Below are 23,235 nucleotides of genomic sequence, written 5' to 3'. Positions count from 1 at the left end.
AAAGCGTTCCTTACGCTATTGCCTACTCCTCATTAACACCTTTCTCCATTGCTTTCCAGGCTAATGTTGCACATTTAATTCGCGCTGGAAACTTTGTTACACCCTGTAATGCTTCTATATCATCCAGATCAAACTCATCTGTATCGACGTCTTCTCCTAACATCATTTTGGAAAATAAGTCAGACATTTTTAATGCTTGATCAAGATCCTTTCCCTTAACTGCTTCTGTCATCATGGATGCCGATGACATGCTGATGGAACATCCTTCGCCTTCAAATTTTGCGTCAGTAACTTTTCCATCGTCGATTTTAAGCTGCAGCTGAATACGATCTCCGCATGTTGGATTATTCATATCCACCGTTAGCGCATCACCTTCAACAAAGCCGCGATTCCTCGGGCGCTTATAATGATCCATGATAACTTGTCTATATAGTGTATCGAGGTTATTAAAAGACATCACCAAAATACTCCTTTGTTTTAACAAGTGCGGAAACTAACTTGTCAATATCTTCTTCGGTGTTGTATAGATAAAAGCTGGCACGTGCTGTCGCGGTTACGTCTAACCACCGCATTAATGGCTGTGCGCAATGATGACCTGCACGTACTGCTATTCCTTCAGCATCAAGAGCCGTTGAGGCATCATGCGGATGGACATCATTCAAATTGAATGTTACGAGTCCTGCACGTTCCTCTGGTCCATAGATGGAAATTCCATCAATGGTCCGCATCTTTTCTAATGCATAATGAGCTAAATGGTGCTCATACTCCATGATGTTATCCATCCCAACATCATTTAAGAAATCAATCGCAGCCCCAAGACCGATTGCACCGGCAATAATCGGAGTTCCGCCTTCAAATTTCCAAGGCAATTCCTTCCATGTGGAGTCATACAAATGAACAAAGTCAATCATTTCTCCGCCAAATTCAACGGGTTCCATATTTTCAAGGAGTTCCCGTTTACCATACAAAACACCAATACCAGTTGGCCCGCCCATTTTATGGCCTGAGAAGGCATAAAAGTCACAGTCTAAATCCGATACATCAACTGCGATGTGGGGTGCTCCTTGGGCTCCATCCACAAGCATAACTGCACCGTTTTGATGGGCAATTTCTGTAATTTCTTTTATTGGATTAATAGTACCAAGTACGTTAGAAACATGTGTAACTGCTACTATTTTTGTATTACTTGTTATTGTATCACGTACATCGTCAAGTGCAATAGTTCCATCTTTTTGAAGCGGTATATATTTTAATTTTGCACCAGTAGCTTTTGCAGCCTGCTGCCAGGGAATGATATTACTATGATGCTCCATTGGTGTAATAACAATCTCATCGTCCTGATTTAAATTTTGACGAGCATAGCTGTAAGCCACCGTGTTGATTGATGACGTTGTACCCCGTGTAAAAATAACTTCAGCTGTACTTGATGCTTTAATAAAGCGGCGAACCTTTTCGCGTGCACCCTCATACTTATCAGTAGCGCGTGAACCAAGTGTATGCACACCGCGGTGCACATTTGAATTATCCTGGCGGTAATACGTATCTACTGCTTCAATAACGGGCAACGGTTTTTGTGATGTTGCTGATGAGTCAAGATAAACTAATGGATGTCCATTTACTTCCTGGTTTAGAATAGGAAACATTTGCCGAATGGCTTTTACATCCATTAGTAAACCTTCCTTTCAATTACTTGTGTCAGCTGTTCTTTAACTGATTCAATTGGCAGCTGGGTTACAACAGGTGCAAGGAATCCGTGAATGATCAGACGTTCCGCTTCATGTTTTGTAATACCTCGGCTCATCAAATAATATAATTGAACAGGATCCACACGGCCAACCGATGCAGCATGCCCTGCTGTAACGTCATCCTCTTCAATTAGCAGAATCGGATTCGCATCCCCACGTGATTTTTTACTTAGCATTAAAACACGTGATTCTTGTTCAGCATTTGATTTAGTTGCGCCATGTTCTATTTTGCCGATTCCGTTAAAAATCGCTGTGGCACTATCCTTCATTACACCATGCTGCAAAATATACCCTTCTGATTCTTTACCAAAATGGACAATTTTCGCAGTAAAGTTCTGTGTTTGTTTACCACGGCCAACGGTAACTGTTTTTGCGTTTGATACAGAATTATCGCCGACTAAATGAGTAACGTTTTCTGATACAGTATTGCCATCATTCATTTGTCCTAATGCCCAGTCAATATTCGCATCACGATAGGCAACACCACGTCGATTGACATATGTGGTAGTACCAGCAGCAAAGTTATCAACTGCACCAAATGAGATTCTGGCATTATTATGGGCAATAACTTCAGTTACCACGTTTGCAACAGTTTCCTGATCATGATTGGCTGAAATATAGTTTTCAACATAAGTCAATGAACTATTATCATCCGCTACAACCAATACATGATTGAACATTGCAACCTCAGGGTCTTCCTGCCAGAAAATAGTTTGTAATGGCACTTCAAGTTCAACATTCTTTGGAACATAGACAAATATGCCACCGTTCATCAGCGCTGCATGTAATGCTGTTAAGCGATGTTCATCAACAGCAACGGCATCTTTCATATAGTAACGCTTCACCAAATCCTCATGTTCTCTTAAAGCTGTGAAAATATCTGTGAAAATGACACCTTTTTCTTTTAGCTCTTTATTTAATGATGCATATGCTACTGAGTGATTGCGCTGGATAATCAGGTTTTCTGAACCCTTTTCAATAAAGTCTTTAATTTCTTCCGGTAAATTTTCCAGTGATGAAATCGCATCACCTTGTGCAGAATGTTTAAACTTACTAAAATTCCACTTCCCAATTCTTGTTTTATCAGGCCTTGGCATCTGAAGCGACTCAGCTTGATCAAGAGCGTGAAGGCGTAATGATTTCATCCATTCTGGTTCGTTTCTTTCCTTAGAAAACTGGTTGATATATTCTTGATCATATGGCAATTTTTGTGTTTCTACAGTCATATTACCCCTCCTAACTTCTACGCGTTTTGCCCTACAGTTTCGTCTTCAATACCTAACTCTTCTTTAATCCATTCATATCCTTCTTCTTCAAGTCGTTTTGCAAGATCAGGACCACCTGATTTTACAACACGTCCTTGCATCATAATATGAACATGATCCGGAGTAATGTAATTTAATAAGCGTTGATAGTGTGTAATGATTAAGCAGCCGAAGTTTTCGTCGCGTAATTTATTAATACCTTTTGAAACTACTTTTAATGCGTCGATATCAAGACCTGAATCAATTTCATCTAAAATCGCAATTTCCGGTTTAATCATCATTAATTGAAGAATTTCATTACGTTTCTTTTCCCCACCGGAAAAACCAGCATTTAGGTAACGTTGTGCCATGTTTTTATCAATCTCAAGATAGTCAAGAGCGCTATCCATTTCTTTAATGAACTTCATTAATGAAATTTCATCACCTTCCTCACGGCGTGCGTTTACAGAGGAACGTAAGAAATCGGATGTTGTTACACCACTGATTTCACTTGGATATTGCATACCTAGGAATAGTCCTGCGCGTGCGCGTTCATCAACTTCCATATCCAGAACGTTTTCGCCATCAAGCAAGACACTGCCTTCGGTTACCTCATACTTAGGATGTCCCATGATTGCAGATGCAAGTGTTGATTTCCCTGTACCATTTGGTCCCATTACCGCATGGAATTCGCCACCTTTTATCGTAAGGTTTACCCCTTTTAAAATTTCACTACCTTCAATGGATACATGAAGATTCTTTATTTCTAGTGTTGATCCTGCCATATCTGATACCTCCAATTACTTTGTATGCTATTTTTTAAATGGAAGACTATATCCATTCTCAATTTATTCTCATTACAATCTTAAATCATTTCGAATTTATTATCAACTCTTTTAAACCATGGCGTACAAAGGAAAGACACCAATAAAGTGATAAGAATAAAAGAACAATTCAAGTTTCTTCAATTATATATCAAAACACAGAAAAATGTTGATGATGCGAATCCATTTGCACCACCAACATATTGTATCATATCTATTTATTTGTGTAGTTGATTATCAAGTTCGGCTACCATGTGCTTGCATCTCTCGTACTCGTGCTGTCTTCTTTGTTCGACCACAATCTGGTTTTCTAACTTTCTACCATATTCTGCATAACCCATCTTGTGTGTCTGATGCATAGCTTTCTCCATTTCTGGAGTGTAATTCATGCGTATACCACTATAAATAGTGAATCATCCTTTCGACTTGATTACAATAACAAGATTAACACATATATATTTCCCGCACAAAACGCAAATAAACCTGGGATTTCGTATAAAATTGAATTTCAACTCCAGAAATGGGTATAGCAATGCATTCTTAATTTATCTAGCCGATATCTCCCTTTTACTTTAGATTACTCATCATTTGATTTCTTTCCATCCACAGGAACAATGGCACCATCAAATTCTTCCTTAATAAAGGTTTGAATTTCATCAGAATGCAGAACATCGACTAATGTATTCAGTGCTTTATTGTCTTTATTTTCTGTTCTAACCGCAATTACGTTGACATACGGTGATTCATCGCCTTCAAGGATTAATGCATCCTCGCTCGGATTTAAATCTGCTCCGATTGCATAGTTTGTATTTATTGCCACTAAGGCATTTTCTTCTGATTCATACATGTCAGGTAAAAGAGCCGCATCTATATCTGCGGAAAATGTTAAGTTTTTAGGATTTTTAACAATATCATCAACAGTTGCTTCTACCTTATTTACGTCGTCATCTAACTTAATTAAGCCATTGTTTTCCAATAATGAAAGAATACGTCCATGATCAGCAACCGAACGACTCATAATTACTTCCGTACCATCTGGAATGCTTTCCACACTGTCAATTGTTTTGGAATAAATGCCCATTGGTTCAATATGGATTCTGCCAATTGCTGTAAAGTCATAACCTAGTTCTTCTTTTTGCTGTTTTAAATATGGAATGTGCTGAAAATAGTTCGCATCAATTTCACCACTTTCTAAATCTTGATTAGGCAAAACATAGTCCTGGTATTCCTCTATGGTTAATGTGATACCTTTTTCTTCAAGAATTGGTTTTGCCTTTTCCAGGATTTGGGCATGCGGCGTACTAGATGCACCTACTGTAATTTCTGAGTTACTTACTTTGCCATTTCCTTCATCCCCACCACACGCTGCTAATGTAAAAATAAATAATAATGAAACAACTGCTAGAATTTTTTTCATGATTTTCTCCTTATCTTTTATCTAATTTATTGGAAATAAAGTCTCCAATGAACTGAAAAATAAATACAATAATTACAATCAATATGGTACATACAAGCACAACATCAAAATCGTGCCGTTGAAAACCGTAAAAATACGCGTAATCTCCAAGACCGCCTGCACCAATTACACCTGCCATAGCAGTGTAACCAATTAATGCGATGGCAGTTACTGTCAATCCAGATACTAATGCTGGCATGGATTCAGGCAGTAATACCCGGAATATGATTGTACTCGTTTTGGCACCCATCGCTTTTGCGGCTTCGACTACTCCCTTGTCAACTTCCTTCAAGGCTATTTCAACCAACCTGCCATAAAATGGTGCTGAACCAATAATTAATGCCGGCAAGGCTGCGTTTGGACCACGAATTGTACCAATTAAGAAATCTGTAAATGGAAATAAGAGTAAAATTAAAATGATAAATGGGATCGCCCGGAAAACATTGACAATCGCTGCCACAATCATATTGATGAATTTATTCTGCCAAATTCCATCTTTAGTCGTAAGATAAAGAAGCAGACCTAATATAATTCCGATTATGAATGTTCCGATTAATGCCAGGATTGTCATGTAAAATGTTTCATAAGTGGCCGTCCAGAAATCCTGCACGTCCAGATTTGGAAATAACTTAGTTAACATCCCGAAGCACCTCCACTTCTACTGAGGTATCTTCTTTCACAAAATGAACAGCCCTGTCTAATTCTTCTCTTTCTCCAATTAGCTGGACAAACAACGTCCCGTATGCACCCCGTTGTGTTTGGGTGATTTTCCCCTGCAGAATATTAATGTCAAGCTTATAATGTTTTGCCAGGTAACTAATTAGAGCCTGGTTAGTTGTTTCACCGATGAAGTGTAGCCGAACAATTTTTCCTTGATCATAACTTTCAATGAGCTGATTGACATTTTCATTTTCATCATTTGTCCCCATTACCTGTTCAACGAATTTTTTGGTTACCTGTTGTTTTGGTCGTAAAAAGATATCTAATACATCACCTTGTTCAACAACCTTTCCTTCCTCCATTACAGCCACCTGGTTACAAATTTTTCGGATAACGTGCATTTCATGGGTTATTAATATAATGGTCAGTCCAAGTTTCTGGTTAATATCCACAAGTAAGTCAAGAATGGAATTCGTTGTATCCGGATCTAGTGCGGATGTTGCCTCGTCGCAGAGCAGTACTTTTGGGTTATTTGCCAATGCCCGTGCAATTCCAACCCGTTGTTTTTGACCGCCACTTAATTGAGACGGGTAAGCATCTTCCCTGCCAGACAAGCCAACCAGACCAACGAGTTCAGTAACCCGTTCATCACGTTCACGTTTTGGCACGCCGGCAATTTCTAATGGAAAAGCGATATTATCACGAACAGTTCTTGACCATAGGAGATTAAAATGCTGAAAAATCATACCTATTTCTTGCCTCGCCAGCCTTAATTTTTTAGTAGATAAAGCTGTAATTTCTTGCTGGTCAATTACAACTCGTCCGCCAGATGGTTCTTCTAACCGATTTAATAATCGTACAAACGTACTTTTTCCGGCACCACTATAACCAATGACTCCAAATATTTCTCCTTCTTTTATTGACAATGACAAATCATCAACCGCATGAATTGTTGACTTCTTCGTTACAAACTGCTTACGTAACCCTTCAATAGAAATCATGAAAAAATCCCCCTAGTGCCCGTTAATATGGGTGGGATGTACTGTTGTTCAGTATTCCACCATGCACCATTTTTATTTCTTAGGAAATAAAAAACGCCTTTCTGTAAGAGAACAGAAAGACGTAATAAATTTAGTCTTCACGCTCTCTCATCTGTCAAAGCAATGCTTTGCAGGAGTTAGCACCTTTCAAACAATAAGTTTGAAGGTTGCCGCGGTTTCACAGGGCCAGCCCCTCCACCGCTCTAGATAAGAGTGTAAAAGTATTTAGTTGGTGTAAATTATAAGTCAAATCGTATCACCTGTTCAGTAACCTGTCAACAAAAAGTTACGTGGCAAATAATCCTGGTTCATATTTCATCAAATAACTGTAAATATTTGGTATGGACTGGAATGCGTAGATTTTTTCTTTCACTTGATTGCCATCCTTAATCAAAAGACATGGCACACTTTCGATTTGTGCTTTCTGCATAAATTCAGGATGCAGGGACGCATTCATTTCCAGAAAAATATTCTCTCTATGAACAGATTCAATTTTGGTTAACATCGATTTAGCAAGTTGACAAGTACCACAAAAAGGCGTGTAAATATACAAAAAATAATGATCTTGATTTAACTGTTGTTCAGAAACCTGTTGCAATAATATCACCTTAATTACTTTTTTAATTCAAATTAAAAATATCGGATTTACATTAATAGACTTACCCACAAGCGCAGTGGCCAATGCCGACTCAGGGGTAGTAGCAACTTCACGAAACTCACTGCTGACATAAATATGCTCAGCATGCGGAAGCTCACGTGCCAATTGTTTTCTAAGTTTCATTCCAGCATTATCTTCATCTGCCAGAATATATACTTCTTTGTTATCCAGATCATAGGTATCCAAAAGCTCATCAAAACGTGCTACGCCAAGCGTGCCATTCGTGCAGATTATTGTGATAGGATCCGTGATTATCTTTTCAATTTGTTTTTTATCCGTTAATCCTTCAACAATGATTACTTTATCAGATTCAGGTGTAATCATGCCATATCACTCCTCATGAAATCAAGCAAAAAAGCTTATTTACACTATCATATGATGTGAATAAGGCTGACTATACACCCTTTTTAATTAGAAAAAACTCGACATTCACCTTGATAGCGAATGTCGAAGTTTTTCTTATACTTAATTCCTTAAAGTTTCTTAAGTAAAAAGGGGCTAGTCAGCCTGAAAATTTAATATTAAGAATGAAATTAGTCTTCCTCAATTACCGCCTCATACTTATCTGCAGATAACAGCTCGTCCATTTCTGACTGATTAGAGGGTTCAACTACAACCATCCAAGCTTTTTCATATGGTGATTCATTAACGAATTCAGGGCTGTCTTCCAGATCTTCATTAATTTCAACAACTTTTCCGCTAATTGGGGCATACAATTCAGATACCGTTTTAACCGATTCAACACTTCCGAAAGGTTCATCCGCTTCGATATCATCTCCAACCTCTGGAAGTTCAACGAATACGATATCACCTAGTTCAGATTGTGCGAAATCTGTAATTCCAATTCGTACCTTGTCATCTTCTTTTTTTACCCATTCGTGTTCTTCTGAATACAATAAGTCTTTTGGTAAGCTCATTTAAATTCCCTCCGATAATTAATTCTGGATTATTTGTTCCATGTATGATTAAAGATATCTTCTTTAAATCCAACGGTAATGTTTTCGCCATCTGTTACTAGTGGACGCTTAATCAGCATCCCATCAGATGCTAGAATTTTTGCCATCTCCTCATTTGAAGCATCCGCAATTTTATCCTTGATATTATTTTCCCGGTAGCTTTTCCCACTCGTGTTAAAAAATTTCTTAGCAGGAAGACCGCTTTTAGTTATCATGTCTAAAATTGTTTGCTCAGAAGGTGGATTATCAACAATATGTATACTAGTATAAGCGATTTTATTGTCGTCTAGCCATTTTTTTGCTTTCTTACAAGTACCACAATTAGGATACCAATAAAATGTTAAAGCCACAAGCACACCTCCCCAATTAATTTCCCATTTATTATAACAAAACTGGACGAGCATGGTCGATGAAAATGTATTTGGATCGTATTTTCCGTGTTCCGGAAAGTATTTGGCCGGATGCGGACTGTATTTCTAATTCCATAGACCAATTCACCCGGCCGCCATTCGTATCTGTCCGAACTTAACATTAGAAAAACTCGGCATTCGCCTTGCTCTTAATAGTGAATGTCGAAGTTTTGCTTATACTTAATTCCTTTAAATTTTTATACTTTCCTTAAGTGCAGAAAGGGGCTGGGACAAAAGTGTTTTAGCCAGAGAGAAATCCGAACTATGATTCGAAATTCTTTGTTAGAATTTGAAGTAGTTCGGATTTTTTCTTGTCTGTTTTTGTAAACTTAAGGCTAAAAAGTATGCGCTGGATTGTTTTCCGCTGCGGACCGTTGCTTTCCGCGGGCACGGCTTCAGCCTCCTCGAGAAAACCACTCTGCGGGGTCTTCAGCTCGCGCTGTTCCCGCAGGAGTCAACGGTCCTCCGCTCCAAACAATCACGTAATAGTGGACTTACTATATAGTACTGTTATCTACTGACATATTAGCGGAGGAAAAACACGGAGACTCCTCGAAAAAGAAAAGCACTTTTTCTTCGTGCGATGCTTATTCGGGGAAGCATTCCTTGTCCTGTGGGAGCAGAAGCCTCGATGAGACCCCGGAGAGCGTAAGCTCGAGGAGGCTCATCAGCTGCCCACGGAAAGCGCAGTGTTTTTCCGCAGCGGTGACAGGGCACCGAACATGATAGTAGTTTATGTCAACTGCTTATTAAGATCCGATTGTTGAAAAGAAACATTCTAAACTTCCTATCCCTTGATCGTTCGTCTTTTGAGTTGGACATTTTAGTTTTGTCCCAGCCCCTTTTTTAATTTATTTATACAATATAACGCTCTTCTTCAATAATTTGTGCAGCGATTTCACGTTTTTTCGCGATCACATTTGTTGGTGTATGGCGGGTGAGTTTACGTAATGATGATAGCATCATGCGCAGGTTATCACCTTTCTCAATTGCAATCAATGTTTCTTTTGCATTTGCTTCAATGCGATTGAATGCTTCTTGTACATAAACCTGTGTATAAAGAAGCTTTTGCTTATTTTTCTCTTCACCGGTTTTGTTAATTGCTTTATCCGTACGTAAAATTGCTGCTTCCATATTGTATACTTCCGCAGTCATATCAGCTAAATTAACAAGAATCTCTTGTTCATTCTCAAGCTTTTTCATGTACGTCTGAGCAGCTAAACCTGCGCCAAGCAATACCATTTTCTTCGCGTTTCTTAATAGATATTTTTCTTGTTCTAATGTCTCTTCGCCAACTTCCTCTGGCATCATCATCATTAATTCTTCCTGTAAGCTTTGCGCTTTTTGAAGAAGTGGTAATTCGCCTTTCATTGCTTTTTTCAGCAAGGTTCCAGGTACAATTAGACGATTAATTTCATTTGTTCCTTCAAAGATACGATTGATTCGTGAGTCACGGTACATGCGGGCAACTTCATATTCCTCCATAAAGCCGTATCCGCCATGAAGCTGTACAGCCTCATCAGCAACATAATCAAGACATTCTGTTGCAGTGAATTTATTCATGGAACATTCAATTTGATATTCCGCTATTGCACGTGCCACCTCACGGCCATCCTTTAATTGTTCATCGGTCAATGAACCCATTCGTTGTTCAAATAAGCCGACTGTACGGTAAACTGCACTTTCATTTGCGTATGTTCTGGCTGCCATTGTTGCTAATTTTTCCTGGGTTAAGCTGAAGCTTGAGATTGGTGTTCCAAATTGTTTGCGTTCATTAACATATTTTGTTGCCACTTCAATTCCTCGTTTAGAGCCTCCAACGCCGCCAATAGCCAGTTTATAGCGACCAACGTTTAGAATGTTAAATGCAATAACGTGACCCCGGCCTTTTTCACCTAAAAGGTTTTCAACGGGCACCTCAGCATCTTCCAATATTAATGTACGGGTAGATGAACTTTTGATTCCCATTTTATCCTCTTCATGACCAGTGGAAACTCCAGGGAATTCACGCTCTACAATAAACGCTGAAAAATGTTCTCCATCAATTTTTGCGTATACCACGAAAACATCTGCAAATGCGGAGTTAGTAATCCATTGTTTTTCGCCATTTAAAATGTAATGTGTTCCAGCTTCATTTAACTTAGCAGTGGTTTTTGCCCCTAATGCATCAGATCCTGATGAGGGCTCTGTTAAGGCATATGCCGCTAATAGTTCACCAGTTGCAAGCTTTGGCAGATATTTTTCCTTTTGATCATTGTTGCCGAAAAATACGATCGGGAGTGATCCGATTCCAACATGTGCACCATGCGTGACAGAGAAACCGCCCGCACGGGAAAACTTTTCAGTAATTAACGAGGAACTGATTTTATCTAACGCCAGCCCGCCATATTCCTCAGGTACATCTGCACCAAGCAATCCTAGTTCACCTGCTTTTTTTAGTAGATCCACAGAGTGTTCAAATTCGTGATTTTCCAGGTTTGGTACCTTTGGCAAAACCTCTCCGCTCACAAAATCTTCTGTTGTCTTCGCGATCATTTTATGCTCATCGGTAAAATCTTCTGGTGTAATTACATCATCTGCCGTTATATCCTCTATTAAAAATGCTCCGCCTTTAAAAAGCTTATCTTTTGTTTCACTCATATTAAACGTCCCTTTCATAATGGAATAAAACTTGAAACGCATTACTTAACTTACAATAATTCAAATACTCCTGCGGCACCCATTCCGCCGCCAATACACATGGTAACGACTCCATATTGTACGTTGCGCCGTTTCATTTCATGAATAAGACTTAATGTTAATTTTGTTCCCGTACAGCCTAATGGATGTCCTAGCGCAATTGCTCCGCCGTTCACGTTTACTTTATTGATATCTAAGTCAAGCCCTTGAATCACTCGCACTGCCTGCGAAGCAAATGCCTCATTTAGTTCAAATAGCCCGATATCGGAAAGTTGTAAACCTGCAATTTTCAATGCTTTAGGCACTGCCTCGATTGGACCAACCCCCATAATTTCCGGCTCCACTCCGGCAACTGCAAACGAGCGAAACTTAACAAGCGGTGATAATCCTTCTGCCTCTGCTTTTTCACGTTCCATGACAAGAACTGAAGCTGCACCATCACTCATCTGTGATGAATTTCCTGCTGTAACAGTTCCTTTCACATTAAATGCAGGACGGAGTTTCGCCAATATCTCTGTTGTTGTGCCTGGTCGAACACCCTCATCCATCTCAAAAGTGGAAGACTTTTCTTCAATCTTATTATTTTTTCCGACCACTCGTTCTGTCACTTCAACAGGTACAATTTCATCGTTAAATCTGCCTTCTTGGATAGCTTTTGCAGCATTCTCATGACTGCGCACTGCAAAGGCATCCTGATCCGCTCGGCTTATCTGAAAACGGTTTGCAACTTCTTCAGCTGTATGCCCCATTGACATATAATAGCCCGGCGCATCCTGGACAAGTTTTGTATTGGGCTTTATCACGTGACCGCCCATTGGTACAAGACTCATAGATTCTGCACCACCAGCGATTACGGAGTCACTGGCACCAACCATAATTTTTTCTGCTGCATATGCAATACTTTGCAATCCTGACGAGCAGAATCTATTTATGGTAATTCCAGGAACAGTATTCTTCAATCCCGCCAGACCTACAATATTGCGCCCCATGTTAGCACCTTGTTCCGCTTCCGGCATCGCGCATCCAATAATAACGTCATCAATATTCCCATCATAATTGTCCGCACGTTTTAATGTTTCTTTTATTGTTAATGCTGCTAAATCATCTGGTCTTGTATTTGCGAGTGATCCTTTTTTCGCTCTGCCTACAGGGGTTCTAGCACCTGCAACAATTACTGCTTCCTTCACATTACTTCCCCCTCTTCTATTAGTTACGTAATGGTTTTCCTTTTATCAACATGTGCTGCATACGCTCTTGTGTTTTGCGTTCACCGATTAGACTTAAGAATGCTTCGCGCTCCAGGTCCAGTAAAACCTGTTCATCAACGAGTGTGCCTTCTTTAATCCGGCCGCCTGACAATACATATGCCAGCTTTTCTGCAATCTTCACGTCATGTTCTGATGCATAGCCACTTAATTGCAGTGACTTTGCGCCCATTAACATGGCCGCGTATCCGGAGTCTCCAACAACAGGAACCTTTTCACGCTTAGGTGCTTGATACCCTGCACTAGCAAGTGCCAGCACTTTTTGTTTGGCATCATGCAGCAGATGATCCGGATTAACACTTATTCCGTCATTACTATTTAAAAAACCATTTTCACGCGCTTCCGCTGCTGAAGTAGAAACTTTCGCAGTTGCCACTTTTTCGAACACATCGTTCGCTACTTTTGATAAATCAAAGTTCACACCTTTTGGCAAATTCCGAAGCTGTTTTAGGTAAAGCTCTTTTGTACCTCCACCGCCAGGAATCAGACCAACACCAAATTCGACAAGTCCCATATACGTTTCAGCTGAGGCCTGTATTGCATCGGCCGGCAACGAAAACTCTGCCCCGCCGCCAAGCGTCATATTAAATGGTGCAGTGACAACAGGTTTATTAGAATATTTAATATTCATGGCAGCGTTTTGGAATTGTTTAACTACCATGTCAAGCTCAAAGAAATTATCATCCTGGGCTTCCATCAGCATCATTGCTAGGTTGGCACCTACACAGAAGTTCTTGCCTTGGTTACCAATCACAAGCCCCTCGAAATTTTTATCCACCTCATTTAGTGCAAAGTTAATCATTTGAATAATATCAGGACCGATCGCATTGCTTTGCGAATGGAATTCAAGCCCCGCAACACCATCACCCAAATCTATCAAGCTGGCACCGGCATTCTTTTTAATTACACCATTTACATTTTTAAGCTGTTTAAGATTGATTTCTTTTTTGTTAAACGTTTGTTGTTTATACTCACCGTTATCATAAAAGAAGACATTGCCATTCTCTGTTTTATAAAAGGACTCATTGCCATCTTCCAGCATTTTCAGCACCCAATTAGGAACTGTTTCCCCCTCTTCTTGCATGCGTTCAACTGATTTACGAAGCCCAATAGCGTCCCACATTTCAAATGGACCGTGTTCCCAGCCGAATCCCCACTTCATCGCCTGGTCGATGGACACTATATCATCCGCAATTTCACCAAGTAATTCGGCGGAATAAATCAATGCAGGTTTTGAAATATTCCATACCAGTTCTCCTGCTCTATCTCCTTTCGCTGATACAAGCGCTTTCAATTTACGGTGCGAACCTTTTTCCTGTTTTGCAATTTCAGTAGCAGCCGTTTTTAGTTTTTTACGATCAACGTATTCGAGTGTTTCAGGGTCAAGTTCATAAATGACACTGCCATTTTTATCTTTCTTCTTGAGGAAAAATCCCTGGCCGCTTTTAGCACCTAACCAGCCCTTTTCCTGCATCTTCAAAATAAATTCCGGTACATCGAAAACTTCTTTTTCTGCACCTTCCACCTGGTCATACACATTTTTGGCTACATGGATAAATGTATCTAACCCAACAACATCTAATGTTCGAAATGTAGCACTTTTTGGCCGCCCAATCATCGGACCGGTCACAGAATCAACTTCACCGACACTGTATCCACCTTTAAGCATTTCTTGTACCGTAACAAGCAGTCCATAGGTGCCAATTCTGTTGGCAATAAAGTTTGGTGTATCCTTTGCCTCGACAACACCTTTTCCCAGTACATTTTCACCGAATGTTTTCATGAATTCCAGAACTTCCGGGTCTGTATCATTCGTTGGAATCACTTCTAGCAGTTTCAGGTAGCGTGGTGGATTGAAAAAATGGGTACCTAGAAAATGCTTACGAAAGTCGTCCGAGCAATCCTCCGCCATATCCTCCACTGAAATTCCCGATGTATTGGAACTTACGATTGTTCCTTCTTTGCGATATTTATCTACATTTGCAAAAACCTTTTTCTTAACAGCTAAATTTTCCACGACAACTTCAATAATCCAGTCAACTTCACTTAATTTATCCATATCATCATCCATATTGCCAACTTCAATAAGATCGAGGCTTTTTTTTGAAGTAATTGGCGATGGCTTTTGTTTTAAAAGGGCTTTTTTACTTTCGGCCGCCATACGATTTCTTACTGCTGTGTCTTCCATTGTTAACCCTTTTTTCTCTTCTGCCTTTGTTCGTTCACGTGGTACAATATCGAGCATTAATGTTGGTATACCTACATTAGCCAAGTGGGCGGCAATTCCGGACCCCATCACGCCAGAGCCAAGTACCGCAGCACGCTTGATTGTTTGCTTCATGTTATATCCCCCTATCTTTATTTGAATGAATACTCATTCATTTTTAATGCTAAAAATAAAAGATAGTTGCCTATCCATCTACTACTAGTATAAAATATATTCTGACATTTCGCAATAAATATTTCTCAAACTTTATAAAAAAATTGTGCGATCAGCTTCATAAAATTGATCGCACGCATTTCTATCTATCTAGTCAGTTACTTTTTAAAAACACCTTTTAACACAAACATAACGTTTGCCGGGCGTTCTGCTAATCTGCGCATATTATAGCCAAACCAATCGTCACCATATGGGACATATACACGCATCTTGTATCCTTCTTTCATTAACTTTTCCTGTAAATCTTTTCGGATACCAAACAGCATTTGGAATTCAAACTGATCACGAGACAGGTTAAGCTCATCTTCCAGTTGTTTCACATAATCAATGATTGCCTCGTCATGAGTTCCGATAGCTGTATAATTACCATTTTCAAGGTTCAGCTTGATCACTTTTTTATAATTTTCATCCACATCTTTTTTTAATGGATAGGCTACCTTCTGCGGTTCTTTATACGCACCCTTCACAAGCCGTAAGTATGGATTATATTCATTCAGTTCCTTGATATCATCTTCCGTTTCATACAAATATGCCTGGATAACCGTCCCGAGATTCTCGTAATCCTTTTTTAATTCTTTAAAAATATCCAATGTCTTTCTATGACGCTCATAATCTTCCATATCGATTGTCACAGTAACATCCTTTTCTTTTCCAGCATCAAGAATCCTGCGCATATTTTCCATCACAAGTTCTTCAGAAACGTCAAGTCCCATTGAGGTCAGTTTTAATGAAATCTGTGAATCTAGGTTTTTTTCTTTAATAATGTCCATCGCATGAATGCATTCGTCTGCTGATTCCCTTGCTTCCTTTTCGTTATCAATAAACTCACCTAAGTGATCGATAGTCACAGCATATCCGCTATCATTTATTTCTTTGATTTTCGTTGCAGCATGATCAATATCGACACCAGCCACAAAGCGAGATGCACCAAATTTAAAGCCATATTTCTTCGCCAGCTTTGTAAGCGTTTTATTTTTTGATAGAAATAAAAAGAAGTTACGCATAAGTTGTTCCACGACCATTACCCCCAATAATCATTCATTCGTACTGCATCAAATTACCTGCTATATCAGTTTATCATCTTTTTATAAAAAGGAATATATTTTATTGAAAAATATATTCCCTCTACTTCTATGAAAGAAACAAGCTCAATATATAATAAATAACTGCGCCAAGAAATGCAGTAATTGGCAGCGTGATTACCCAGGTAATCACCATTCGTTTGGATACGCCCCAGTTCACACCTTTAATTCGGTGTGAGGCTCCTACTCCGAGGATGCCAGAAGTAATAACATGGGTTGTACTAACCGGTAAATGAATAAGTGTTGCCCCAAAGATAACAGCTGCTCCTGTTAAATCTGCTGCTACTCCATTTACTGGTCGGATCTTCATAATCTTGCCGCCGACTGTTTTAATGATCCTCCAGCCGCCAACAGAAGTTCCAAGCCCCATGGCTGTCGCACAGGAAACTTGTACCCAAAATGGAATATCTGTACTGTCATGCAGTCCGCCAGCAATTAGTGCCATGGTAATAATACCCATTGATTTCTGTGCATCGTTGGTACCGTGTGCAAAGGATTGGCCCGCTGCCGTTACAATTTGCAGCATTCGAAAGCGCCTGTTTGTTTTAGCCAAATTACTGTTTTTAAATACTACTTTGATAATGCTATAGATGATATATCCCACCACAAATGCTAATACCGGGGAGAGCAGCAAGCCTAAAAGAATAGTTGTAAAACCATTATATTTAATAACCTCAAATCCTGCCGCGGCAATTACCGCACCTGTGATAGCGCCAATTATTGCATGGGATGAACTGCTCGGAATCCCAAAGTACCAGGTAATCAGGTTCCAGGCAATCGCTGCAATTAATGCCGCCAAAATGACAGTGGTACCATTATTTAATGCAAATGGATCCACGATGTCACTCGTAATCGTCTGTGCAACTCCGGTAAATGTCAAAGCGCCGATAAAATTCATTGTAGCAGCCATGATTATGGCCCTTCTCGGTGTTAATGCTTTTGTTGATACCGATGTTGCAATTGCATTTGCAGTATCATGGAACCCGTTGATAAAATCGAATAGTAACGCAAATATAACAATTAATATGATGATAAAGAAAAGAAAGTCCATTTTAATCCCTCATTAAGCGTTTTTCATTATAATACTTTGCAGTGTGTTTGCGACATTCTGGCAATAGTCAGCTATTTCTTCCAATGTTTCATATATTTCTTTGTATTGAATCACTTTAATTGGGTCTTTTTCTAATTGGAACAGATTCTTTAGTGATGCGCGATATAAATCATCACAATTGTGTTCATGATCTTTAATCATAATTGCATGCGACTCAACATCTGCCAATTTATTATTGGCGATTAATTCCATTGATATGGAAATCTCATTTGTACACTTTAATATGTAGCCGGTAAACTGATCCATATAATGATCGGAAGACGGAATTTGATAAATATCCATCATAGCTGAAAACTCCTCCATGCCATCCATAATATCATCTAAATTCATGGTAAGCTGAAGAATATCCTCACGCTCTATCGGCGTAATGAAGGCCTGGTTTAAATCTTTTATAATTTCATGAACCTTATCATCCGCTTCTGATTCATATTGTTTTATTGTTGTTGCAAATTCCGTTAGTGTTTCGCTGTCTTTTACTTTATAGTTAACGAAATAATCCGCTGCTTTATGTAAATGTTTAGCAAAATCGACTAAGTATAAGGAAAACTTATCTGACTTTTTTTTGAACATGTCTAACCCTCCATTTTTCGAAATCCTCATCTTATGCATCTAATTTAAGGAACTTACTAATTATACATTTTTCTTGTGAAACTTGCATTAAATTACAAAATTTTTTTGGTTACGATTGTAAAAGTTTCCCCTTGATTTGAGTGAATATGTATTTTAGTGCAATGGGATCAATCATAAAAGCTGGTTCTCCCTTTGAGAACCAGCTCATATCGGCTACGCAACAACGTCGTAGCCTTGTTCCTCTATTGCTGCTCGCATAGCAGCTATTGTTACTTTTGCATCATCATAGGTGACATCGACTTTTCCCGCTGTCAAGTGCACTTCTACGCCTTCTACTCCATTAAGCGCGGTTAGTGCACCTTTAACTGCCTGTTCACAGTGTCCACAAGTCATCCCTCGTACATCTATTGTTGTTTGCATGGTATAATCCCTCTTTCTTATTAAAATGGCAACAGCCTTCGAATTTATTTTACCTTTTAGCTGTATTACTTACACTTTATCCGCTTATTCTTTTGTTAAAACATGTCGATTACTATAGTAGTTCTTGTTCCTTTGTACAGACTAAAAAGAAAATAAAAATATAAATCGTAATCATTACTGTTTACAAATCGTAATCATTTCGATAAGATAGGTTAGGTCATTAAATAAGACTTTTTCACTTAGGTTGTTGCTAATAATATAACATCGCATTTGATATAAACTGCGACGTAACTTTATATGAGTGTAAGTCCGCCGCTGCGGAAAAACACTGCGCTTTCCGCGGGCGAGTATCGAGCCTCCTTGCCCCGGCAAGGGGTAGCCGACGTTGCCCACAAAGGGCGGTTTTAGTCGGGCTTCATTAACTGCCGTCCTCAGGGGTCTCGCCGATCTCTCACTTCCCGCAGGACAAGGAAAGCTCCTCTGAATAGGCATCGCACGAAGAAAAAGTGCTTTTCTTTTTCGAGGAGTCTCCGTATATTCAAGATGCTAGGTAAAGGTGAAAAGCTAAATTTTTAGGAAATCCACTGCTTTTTCAGTGCCCTTCTCACGCTCTATGGAGGCTCACCTATCCTATCGTCTAAGCGTGAGCTCTCCAATCACTGAGGAGTGAAGAAATTTTTAGTGTGATGGCATAATAGGTGGCACTCAACCCTAGCGAAGGAAAAACATGAAGACTCCTGTGGGAAAGTGAGACGATGAGACCCCGCAGATAGCGGTCTTTGCTATCGAGGAGGCTCAGCGCGAACCCACGGAAAGCGCAATGTTTTTCCGCAGCGGTCGCAGGGGGCCAAACATGGTTTTTAGTTATGTCGCAGTTTATGGATTTTCTGTTAAAAACAATTATCTTTTGGAGAACAGACTTAAATTAAAGGAGGAACTATTGTTGAATAGGATTGGCACTTTTCTTTCGATATTATTATTATTATTAATCATTATGGCTGGCTGCAGTTCCCCATCCTCCGATGAGAATGAACAAGCTGGCATGAAAATCTATACATCCATTTATCCAATTCAATATATAACTGAACGAATCGGAGGAGATACTGTTCAGGTAGAATCAGTTTATCCCCCTGGAGTTGATGCGCATACGTATGAACCAACAACAAAAGAGATGACCTCGATTGCGGATAGCGAGGCGTTTATTTATTTAGGAGCAGGAATGGAAGGTTTTGCTGAAAGTGCTGCGGATGCATTAAACTCTGAGGACGTTGCATTAATTGAATTAGGTAAACACGAAGAATTATTCCATACGGAAAAGAGGAATGAGGACCACCACCATGATGATGGGCACCACCATGGTGACCACAATCCGCATATTTGGCTGGATCCAATCCGGATGATTGATATGGCTGGTATTATTAAAGGAGACTTAATTGAATTAAATCCGGAAGAAAAAGAACTTTATGTACAAAACTTCACATCACTGAAAAAGGATTTACTTGCACTGGATAAAGAGTTCCGTACAACATTACAAAACAAAGAAAATACAGAAATACTCGTATCCCATGCAGCATATGGATACTGGGAAAGCCGTTACGGTATTGAACAAATTGCGATTAGCGGCTTGACATCGAGTGATGAACCGTCGCAAAAGGAGCTTACACAAATTATTGATAAAGCTAAAAAAGACGATATAAACTATGTTATTTTTGAACAGAATGGGTCAGACCGTGTCTCACAAATTATCCAGGAACAGATTGGTGCAAAAGCGCTTCAAATCCATAATCTCTCTGTTCTGACGGAGGAAGATATACAAAATGATGAAGATTATTTTTCACTAATGAAACACAATCTCAGTGTGCTGGATCAAGCAACGGATTAAGGAAAGAAGGTATATAAGATGGCAAAGGCGATTGTTGCAATGAAGGATGTCGATTATGCTTACGACAATAATGCGGCTTTAAGCAACATTAACTTTGAAATTCCAAAAGGGGCATTTATGGGATTAGTTGGTCCAAATGGTGGCGGGAAAACAACACTAATTAAACTGATTCTGGGAATTCTTAAACCAGATCATGGCACTATTTCCCTGTTCAATCAGCCAATTACAAAATTTAAAGACTGGAATCAAATAGGTTTTGTTTCCCAGAAATCAAATTCTTTTAACAAAGGTTTTCCCGCTACTGTATTTGAGGTAGTTTCCATGGGGCTGACCGCCAAAATTGGTTATTTAAAATTTTTTAAGAAACAGGATAAAGCAAAAATACTAGAAGCAATTGAACAGGTTGGAATGAGCGATTACACACACCAAAATATCGGCAACCTGTCAGGAGGTCAGCAGCAGCGCATATTTATTGCGCGCTCACTCGTCAGTGATCCTCAACTGCTGATTCTGGATGAACCAACCGTTGGAGTCGATAATGAAAATGTGAAACGGTTCTATGAGTTGTTGCATCGATTAAATAAACAGCGAAACATTACATTATTATTAGTGACACACGATACAGGAATTATAACAGAACATGCTACCGACATCGTTTGCTTAAATAAGACATTGCATTTTCATGGCGACACAGATGATTACTCGTCCTTAACAGACAATGATTTCACTAAATTTTACGGACATCCTGTCAATCTGGTAACACATGATCATTAATACGGAGGAACCTTTATGCTTGCAGACATTTTAGAATATGACTTTTTAAGAAATACATTTTTAACTGGGCTTTTAATTGGCATAATTGCTCCCTTGCTTGGTACATTTATCGTGGTAAGGCGCTTATCTTTGATTGCGGATGCTCTTTCACATGTTACACTGGCAGGGATCGCATTTGGTTTATTATTGGAAAAGAAATTCGCAACAACCATTATTACGCCATTGTACGGCGGTATGATTTTTTCAGTACTCGGATCGATTTTCATTGAGAAACTGCGGGGCGTTTACAAAGCATATGAGGAACTGGCCATTCCCATCATTTTATCTGGCGGAGTTGGACTAAGCGTTATTTTTATTTCACTAGCAGATGGCTTCAATACGGAACTATTTAATTATTTATTTGGATCTGTATCGGCTGTCAGTCAAAAGGATTTTTTAACCATTCTTGGAATATCTGTTTTTGTTATAATAATCATCTTTTTGTTTTATAAGGAATTAATTACTTTGTCGTTTGATGAAGAACATGCAAAAGTGTCTGGAATACATGCCAAACGAATTCACCTTCTCTTTATTATCCTAACCGCATTGGTGATTGCGGCTTCCATACGAATTGTTGGTGTTTTGCTTGTTTCAGCTCTAATGACTCTACCAGTTGCAGCAAGCATGCGATTGGCAAGAGGTTTTAAACAAACAATTATCCTTTCAGTTGTATTTGGCGAGACAGCTGTTATTCTAGGATTATTATCTGGTTATTATTTCAGTATTCCCCCAGGCGGGACAATTGTTATGATTTCTATAGTTATTTTACTGTTTTCTATTGGAATAAAGAAATATGCTAAAAAGAAAGTGGTGAATTAAATGAAACACACAGAAGCAATTCGCAAACTAAAAGAAAACGGGTATAAATCAACAGCAAAGCGCGAGGATATTTTAACCTTTTTCATGGATGCAGATGGTTACCGGACTGCTAAGGATCTCATTCAGTATCTTGAACCTACTTATGAAGGGATTAGCTTTGATACAGTTTACCGGAATCTGCACCTGTTCGATGAAGTTGGAATTCTGGAGACAACAGAACTTAATGGTGAGAAGCATTTTCGGATCTCATGCACACATCACCATCACCACCATTTTATTTGCAAGGACTGTGGAAAAACGAAGGAAATTGATGTTTGTCCAATGAATGAGGTACAAAACACCCTTGCAAACTACCTGATTGAAGGGCATAAATTTGAAATATACGGGCTCTGCCCCGCATGTAAAAGCGCGTGATGAAAAACACATTGCAATCTAAGAAATTGTATTTAGCAGTTGGTATTGGCGGTATGGTGGGAGCCGCTTGTCGCTATAGTTTGTCGTATCTTATGCCAACTGAGGAAAGCAGTTTTCCATTTGCAACATTGGTGGCCAATTTACTCGGATGCTTTCTATTAAGTTTCTTATTAAATCAATTCCAGATTAAACGAAAACTATCTAAAGAGCTTTTTGTCGCAATTGGCACAGGTGTGATCGGTTCATTTACAACTTTTTCGACTTTTATGGTAGAGACAGCATCTTTGTTTGCGGACAACTTACTATTAACTATTAGCTATGTTGCCATTAGTATCATAGGTGGTCTGCTCTTTTGCTTTGCCGGATATACGTTAGCCACCAGGAAACGTGGTGCAGCATGAATATTATATTAGTCGCTATCGGAGGATTCTTCGGAAGCATCCTCCGTTATCATATATCCATTAAAGCCAATAAACACCTGATTGGTACCTGGATTGCTAATATGCTGGGATCAGCGTTATTAGGATTTCTGTACCGCCTCCACTTTACCAACACCCTTTCTGATTGGTCCTGGATGTTACTGGGGGTTGGGTTTTGCGGGGCATTCACAACCTTTTCAACGTTTGGAAATGAAACATTGCTGTTGGTTCTTAATAAAAAATATAAGCATGCCATTACATACGTTATAAGTTCCTTGGTTGTATCATTTTTACTTGTTTCAGTCATTTTCATCGCTGTTTGATGGCA

25 protein-coding genes and 1 riboswitch are annotated in these 23,235 nt (G+C 39.2%); of the genes, 6 read left to right on the top strand and 19 right to left on the bottom strand.

What is annotated here, in order from left to right; translation table 11 throughout:
* Window positions 1-22: 22 nt before the first annotated feature.
* From sufU to copZ, 19 genes are all read right to left on the bottom strand, one after another.
* Window positions 23-457, bottom strand: coding sequence for a Fe-S cluster assembly sulfur transfer protein SufU (sufU, locus tag CFK37_RS12010; RefSeq protein WP_089062079.1), 435 nt, complete (start codon window positions 455-457; stop codon window positions 23-25).
* A complete protein-coding gene (locus CFK37_RS12005; RefSeq protein ID WP_089062078.1) occupies window positions 447-1,667 on the bottom strand; it encodes a cysteine desulfurase in 1,221 nt (406 codons plus the stop codon). The genes sufU and CFK37_RS12005 overlap by 11 nt, the downstream gene beginning before the upstream one ends.
* The gene (sufD, locus tag CFK37_RS12000; protein WP_089062077.1) at window positions 1,667-2,971 is read right to left on the bottom strand and encodes a Fe-S cluster assembly protein SufD; all 1,305 of its coding nucleotides are present in this window, start codon (window positions 2,969-2,971) and stop codon (window positions 1,667-1,669) included. Before sufD ends, CFK37_RS12005 begins: the two co-directional genes overlap by 1 nt.
* 17 nt (window positions 2,972-2,988) lie before the next feature.
* Window positions 2,989-3,774 carry a Fe-S cluster assembly ATPase SufC gene (gene sufC, locus CFK37_RS11995; protein WP_089062076.1) on the bottom strand — a complete coding sequence of 262 codons (786 nt, stop codon included), beginning with the start codon at window positions 3,772-3,774 and terminating at the stop codon, window positions 2,989-2,991.
* A 257-nt stretch (window positions 3,775-4,031) separates the two neighbouring features.
* The gene (locus tag CFK37_RS20185) at window positions 4,032-4,172 is read right to left on the bottom strand and encodes a YuzK family famiily protein (protein ID WP_172840427.1); all 141 of its coding nucleotides are present in this window, start codon (window positions 4,170-4,172) and stop codon (window positions 4,032-4,034) included.
* A 218-nt stretch (window positions 4,173-4,390) separates the two neighbouring features.
* On the bottom strand, window positions 4,391-5,230 hold the full coding sequence (locus CFK37_RS11990; RefSeq protein ID WP_089062075.1) for a MetQ/NlpA family ABC transporter substrate-binding protein: 840 nt from the start codon (window positions 5,228-5,230) through the stop codon (window positions 4,391-4,393).
* A gap of 10 nt (window positions 5,231-5,240) precedes the next feature.
* Window positions 5,241-5,909, bottom strand: coding sequence for a methionine ABC transporter permease (locus tag CFK37_RS11985; protein ID WP_089062074.1), 669 nt, complete (start codon window positions 5,907-5,909; stop codon window positions 5,241-5,243).
* Window positions 5,899-6,930 carry a methionine ABC transporter ATP-binding protein gene (locus CFK37_RS11980; RefSeq protein WP_089062073.1) on the bottom strand — a complete coding sequence of 344 codons (1,032 nt, stop codon included), beginning with the start codon at window positions 6,928-6,930 and terminating at the stop codon, window positions 5,899-5,901. The genes CFK37_RS11985 and CFK37_RS11980 overlap by 11 nt, the downstream gene beginning before the upstream one ends.
* Window positions 6,931-7,074: 144 nt before the next feature.
* Window positions 7,075-7,183, bottom strand: a riboswitch (SAM riboswitch).
* Between the two features lie 72 nt (window positions 7,184-7,255).
* Complete coding sequence (locus CFK37_RS11975; protein ID WP_089062072.1) at window positions 7,256-7,567, bottom strand: thioredoxin family protein; 312 nt, start codon at window positions 7,565-7,567, stop codon at window positions 7,256-7,258.
* 27 nt (window positions 7,568-7,594) lie between these two features.
* A complete protein-coding gene (locus tag CFK37_RS11970) occupies window positions 7,595-7,951 on the bottom strand; it encodes a toprim domain-containing protein (RefSeq protein WP_089062071.1) in 357 nt (118 codons plus the stop codon).
* A gap of 209 nt (window positions 7,952-8,160) precedes the next feature.
* Window positions 8,161-8,544, bottom strand: coding sequence for a glycine cleavage system protein GcvH (gene gcvH, locus CFK37_RS11965; RefSeq protein ID WP_089062070.1), 384 nt, complete (start codon window positions 8,542-8,544; stop codon window positions 8,161-8,163).
* A 29-nt stretch (window positions 8,545-8,573) separates the two neighbouring features.
* Window positions 8,574-8,933: an arsenate reductase family protein gene (locus tag CFK37_RS11960; protein ID WP_089062069.1), complete on the bottom strand. Its 360-nt coding sequence runs from the start codon at window positions 8,931-8,933 to the stop codon at window positions 8,574-8,576.
* Between the two features lie 915 nt (window positions 8,934-9,848).
* Window positions 9,849-11,633: an acyl-CoA dehydrogenase family protein gene (locus tag CFK37_RS11955; protein ID WP_089063643.1), complete on the bottom strand. Its 1,785-nt coding sequence runs from the start codon at window positions 11,631-11,633 to the stop codon at window positions 9,849-9,851.
* A gap of 50 nt (window positions 11,634-11,683) precedes the next feature.
* Entirely contained in the window at window positions 11,684-12,859 is a 1,176-nt protein-coding gene (locus CFK37_RS11950) for an acetyl-CoA C-acetyltransferase (protein ID WP_089062068.1), read from the bottom strand.
* Between the two features lie 19 nt (window positions 12,860-12,878).
* Complete coding sequence (locus CFK37_RS11945) at window positions 12,879-15,278, bottom strand: 3-hydroxyacyl-CoA dehydrogenase/enoyl-CoA hydratase family protein (protein ID WP_089062067.1); 2,400 nt, start codon at window positions 15,276-15,278, stop codon at window positions 12,879-12,881.
* A 197-nt stretch (window positions 15,279-15,475) separates the two neighbouring features.
* The gene (locus CFK37_RS11940; RefSeq protein ID WP_089062066.1) at window positions 15,476-16,393 is read right to left on the bottom strand and encodes a proline dehydrogenase family protein; all 918 of its coding nucleotides are present in this window, start codon (window positions 16,391-16,393) and stop codon (window positions 15,476-15,478) included.
* Window positions 16,394-16,508: 115 nt separating this feature from the next.
* Entirely contained in the window at window positions 16,509-17,510 is a 1,002-nt protein-coding gene (locus tag CFK37_RS11935; RefSeq protein WP_089062065.1) for an inorganic phosphate transporter, read from the bottom strand.
* A 12-nt stretch (window positions 17,511-17,522) separates the two neighbouring features.
* Window positions 17,523-18,140, bottom strand: a complete 618-nt coding sequence (locus CFK37_RS11930) for a DUF47 domain-containing protein (RefSeq protein WP_089062064.1) — start codon at window positions 18,138-18,140, stop codon at window positions 17,523-17,525.
* 213 nt (window positions 18,141-18,353) lie between these two features.
* Window positions 18,354-18,560 (bottom strand): copper chaperone CopZ, encoded by a 207-nt coding sequence (copZ, locus tag CFK37_RS11925; protein ID WP_089062063.1) that lies wholly within the window; start codon window positions 18,558-18,560, stop codon window positions 18,354-18,356.
* An 853-nt stretch (window positions 18,561-19,413) separates the two neighbouring features.
* On the opposite strand from copZ, the gene CFK37_RS11920 reads away from it, so the two are divergent.
* From CFK37_RS11920 to crcB (CFK37_RS11895), 6 genes are read left to right on the top strand one after another with little or no spacing between them, the layout of a single operon-like run.
* A complete protein-coding gene (locus CFK37_RS11920; protein ID WP_089062062.1) occupies window positions 19,414-20,442 on the top strand; it encodes a metal ABC transporter solute-binding protein, Zn/Mn family in 1,029 nt (342 codons plus the stop codon).
* Between the two features lie 18 nt (window positions 20,443-20,460).
* A complete protein-coding gene (locus CFK37_RS11915; protein WP_089062061.1) occupies window positions 20,461-21,216 on the top strand; it encodes a metal ABC transporter ATP-binding protein in 756 nt (251 codons plus the stop codon).
* Window positions 21,217-21,231: 15 nt separating this feature from the next.
* Window positions 21,232-22,074: a metal ABC transporter permease gene (locus CFK37_RS11910; protein WP_089062060.1), complete on the top strand. Its 843-nt coding sequence runs from the start codon at window positions 21,232-21,234 to the stop codon at window positions 22,072-22,074.
* A complete protein-coding gene (locus tag CFK37_RS11905; protein ID WP_089062059.1) occupies window positions 22,075-22,488 on the top strand; it encodes a Fur family transcriptional regulator in 414 nt (137 codons plus the stop codon).
* 11 nt (window positions 22,489-22,499) lie between these two features.
* A complete protein-coding gene (crcB, locus tag CFK37_RS11900; protein WP_245837217.1) occupies window positions 22,500-22,889 on the top strand; it encodes a fluoride efflux transporter CrcB in 390 nt (129 codons plus the stop codon).
* Complete coding sequence (gene crcB / locus CFK37_RS11895; RefSeq protein WP_089062057.1) at window positions 22,886-23,230, top strand: fluoride efflux transporter CrcB; 345 nt, start codon at window positions 22,886-22,888, stop codon at window positions 23,228-23,230. Before crcB (CFK37_RS11900) ends, crcB (CFK37_RS11895) begins: the two co-directional genes overlap by 4 nt.
* The last annotated feature ends 5 nt before the right edge of the window (window positions 23,231-23,235 follow it).

Source organism: Virgibacillus phasianinus (genome assembly GCF_002216775.1).
Taxonomy (GTDB): domain Bacteria; phylum Bacillota; class Bacilli; order Bacillales; family Amphibacillaceae; genus Virgibacillus_F; species Virgibacillus_F phasianinus.
Note: the sequence above shows the minus strand (reverse complement) of the source record. Positions and strands in the feature narration are given on the sequence as shown.

Coding starts and splice junctions, on each gene's coding strand:
- CFK37_RS11905 (WP_089062059.1), top strand. CDS start 22,075: ATGAAACACACAGAAGCAATTCGCAAACTAAAAGAAAACGGGTATAAA.
- sufU (WP_089062079.1), bottom strand. CDS start 457: ATGTCTTTTAATAACCTCGATACACTATATAGACAAGTTATCATGGAT.
- sufD (WP_089062077.1), bottom strand. CDS start 2,971: ATGACTGTAGAAACACAAAAATTGCCATATGATCAAGAATATATCAAC.
- gcvH (WP_089062070.1), bottom strand. CDS start 8,544: ATGAGCTTACCAAAAGACTTATTGTATTCAGAAGAACACGAATGGGTA.
- copZ (WP_089062063.1), bottom strand. CDS start 18,560: ATGCAAACAACAATAGATGTACGAGGGATGACTTGTGGACACTGTGAA.
- crcB (WP_089062057.1), top strand. CDS start 22,886: ATGAATATTATATTAGTCGCTATCGGAGGATTCTTCGGAAGCATCCTC.
- CFK37_RS11980 (WP_089062073.1), bottom strand. CDS start 6,930: ATGATTTCTATTGAAGGGTTACGTAAGCAGTTTGTAACGAAGAAGTCA.
- sufC (WP_089062076.1), bottom strand. CDS start 3,774: ATGGCAGGATCAACACTAGAAATAAAGAATCTTCATGTATCCATTGAA.
- CFK37_RS11990 (WP_089062075.1), bottom strand. CDS start 5,230: ATGAAAAAAATTCTAGCAGTTGTTTCATTATTATTTATTTTTACATTA.
- CFK37_RS11985 (WP_089062074.1), bottom strand. CDS start 5,909: ATGTTAACTAAGTTATTTCCAAATCTGGACGTGCAGGATTTCTGGACG.
- CFK37_RS20185 (WP_172840427.1), bottom strand. CDS start 4,172: ATGCATCAGACACACAAGATGGGTTATGCAGAATATGGTAGAAAGTTA.
- CFK37_RS11970 (WP_089062071.1), bottom strand. CDS start 7,951: ATGATTACACCTGAATCTGATAAAGTAATCATTGTTGAAGGATTAACG.
- CFK37_RS11910 (WP_089062060.1), top strand. CDS start 21,232: ATGCTTGCAGACATTTTAGAATATGACTTTTTAAGAAATACATTTTTA.
- CFK37_RS12005 (WP_089062078.1), bottom strand. CDS start 1,667: ATGGATGTAAAAGCCATTCGGCAAATGTTTCCTATTCTAAACCAGGAA.
- CFK37_RS11955 (WP_089063643.1), bottom strand. CDS start 11,633: ATGAGTGAAACAAAAGATAAGCTTTTTAAAGGCGGAGCATTTTTAATA.
- CFK37_RS11920 (WP_089062062.1), top strand. CDS start 19,414: ATGGTTTTTAGTTATGTCGCAGTTTATGGATTTTCTGTTAAAAACAAT.
- CFK37_RS11930 (WP_089062064.1), bottom strand. CDS start 18,140: ATGTTCAAAAAAAAGTCAGATAAGTTTTCCTTATACTTAGTCGATTTT.
- CFK37_RS11935 (WP_089062065.1), bottom strand. CDS start 17,510: ATGGACTTTCTTTTCTTTATCATCATATTAATTGTTATATTTGCGTTA.
- CFK37_RS11915 (WP_089062061.1), top strand. CDS start 20,461: ATGGCAAAGGCGATTGTTGCAATGAAGGATGTCGATTATGCTTACGAC.
- CFK37_RS11945 (WP_089062067.1), bottom strand. CDS start 15,278: ATGAAGCAAACAATCAAGCGTGCTGCGGTACTTGGCTCTGGCGTGATG.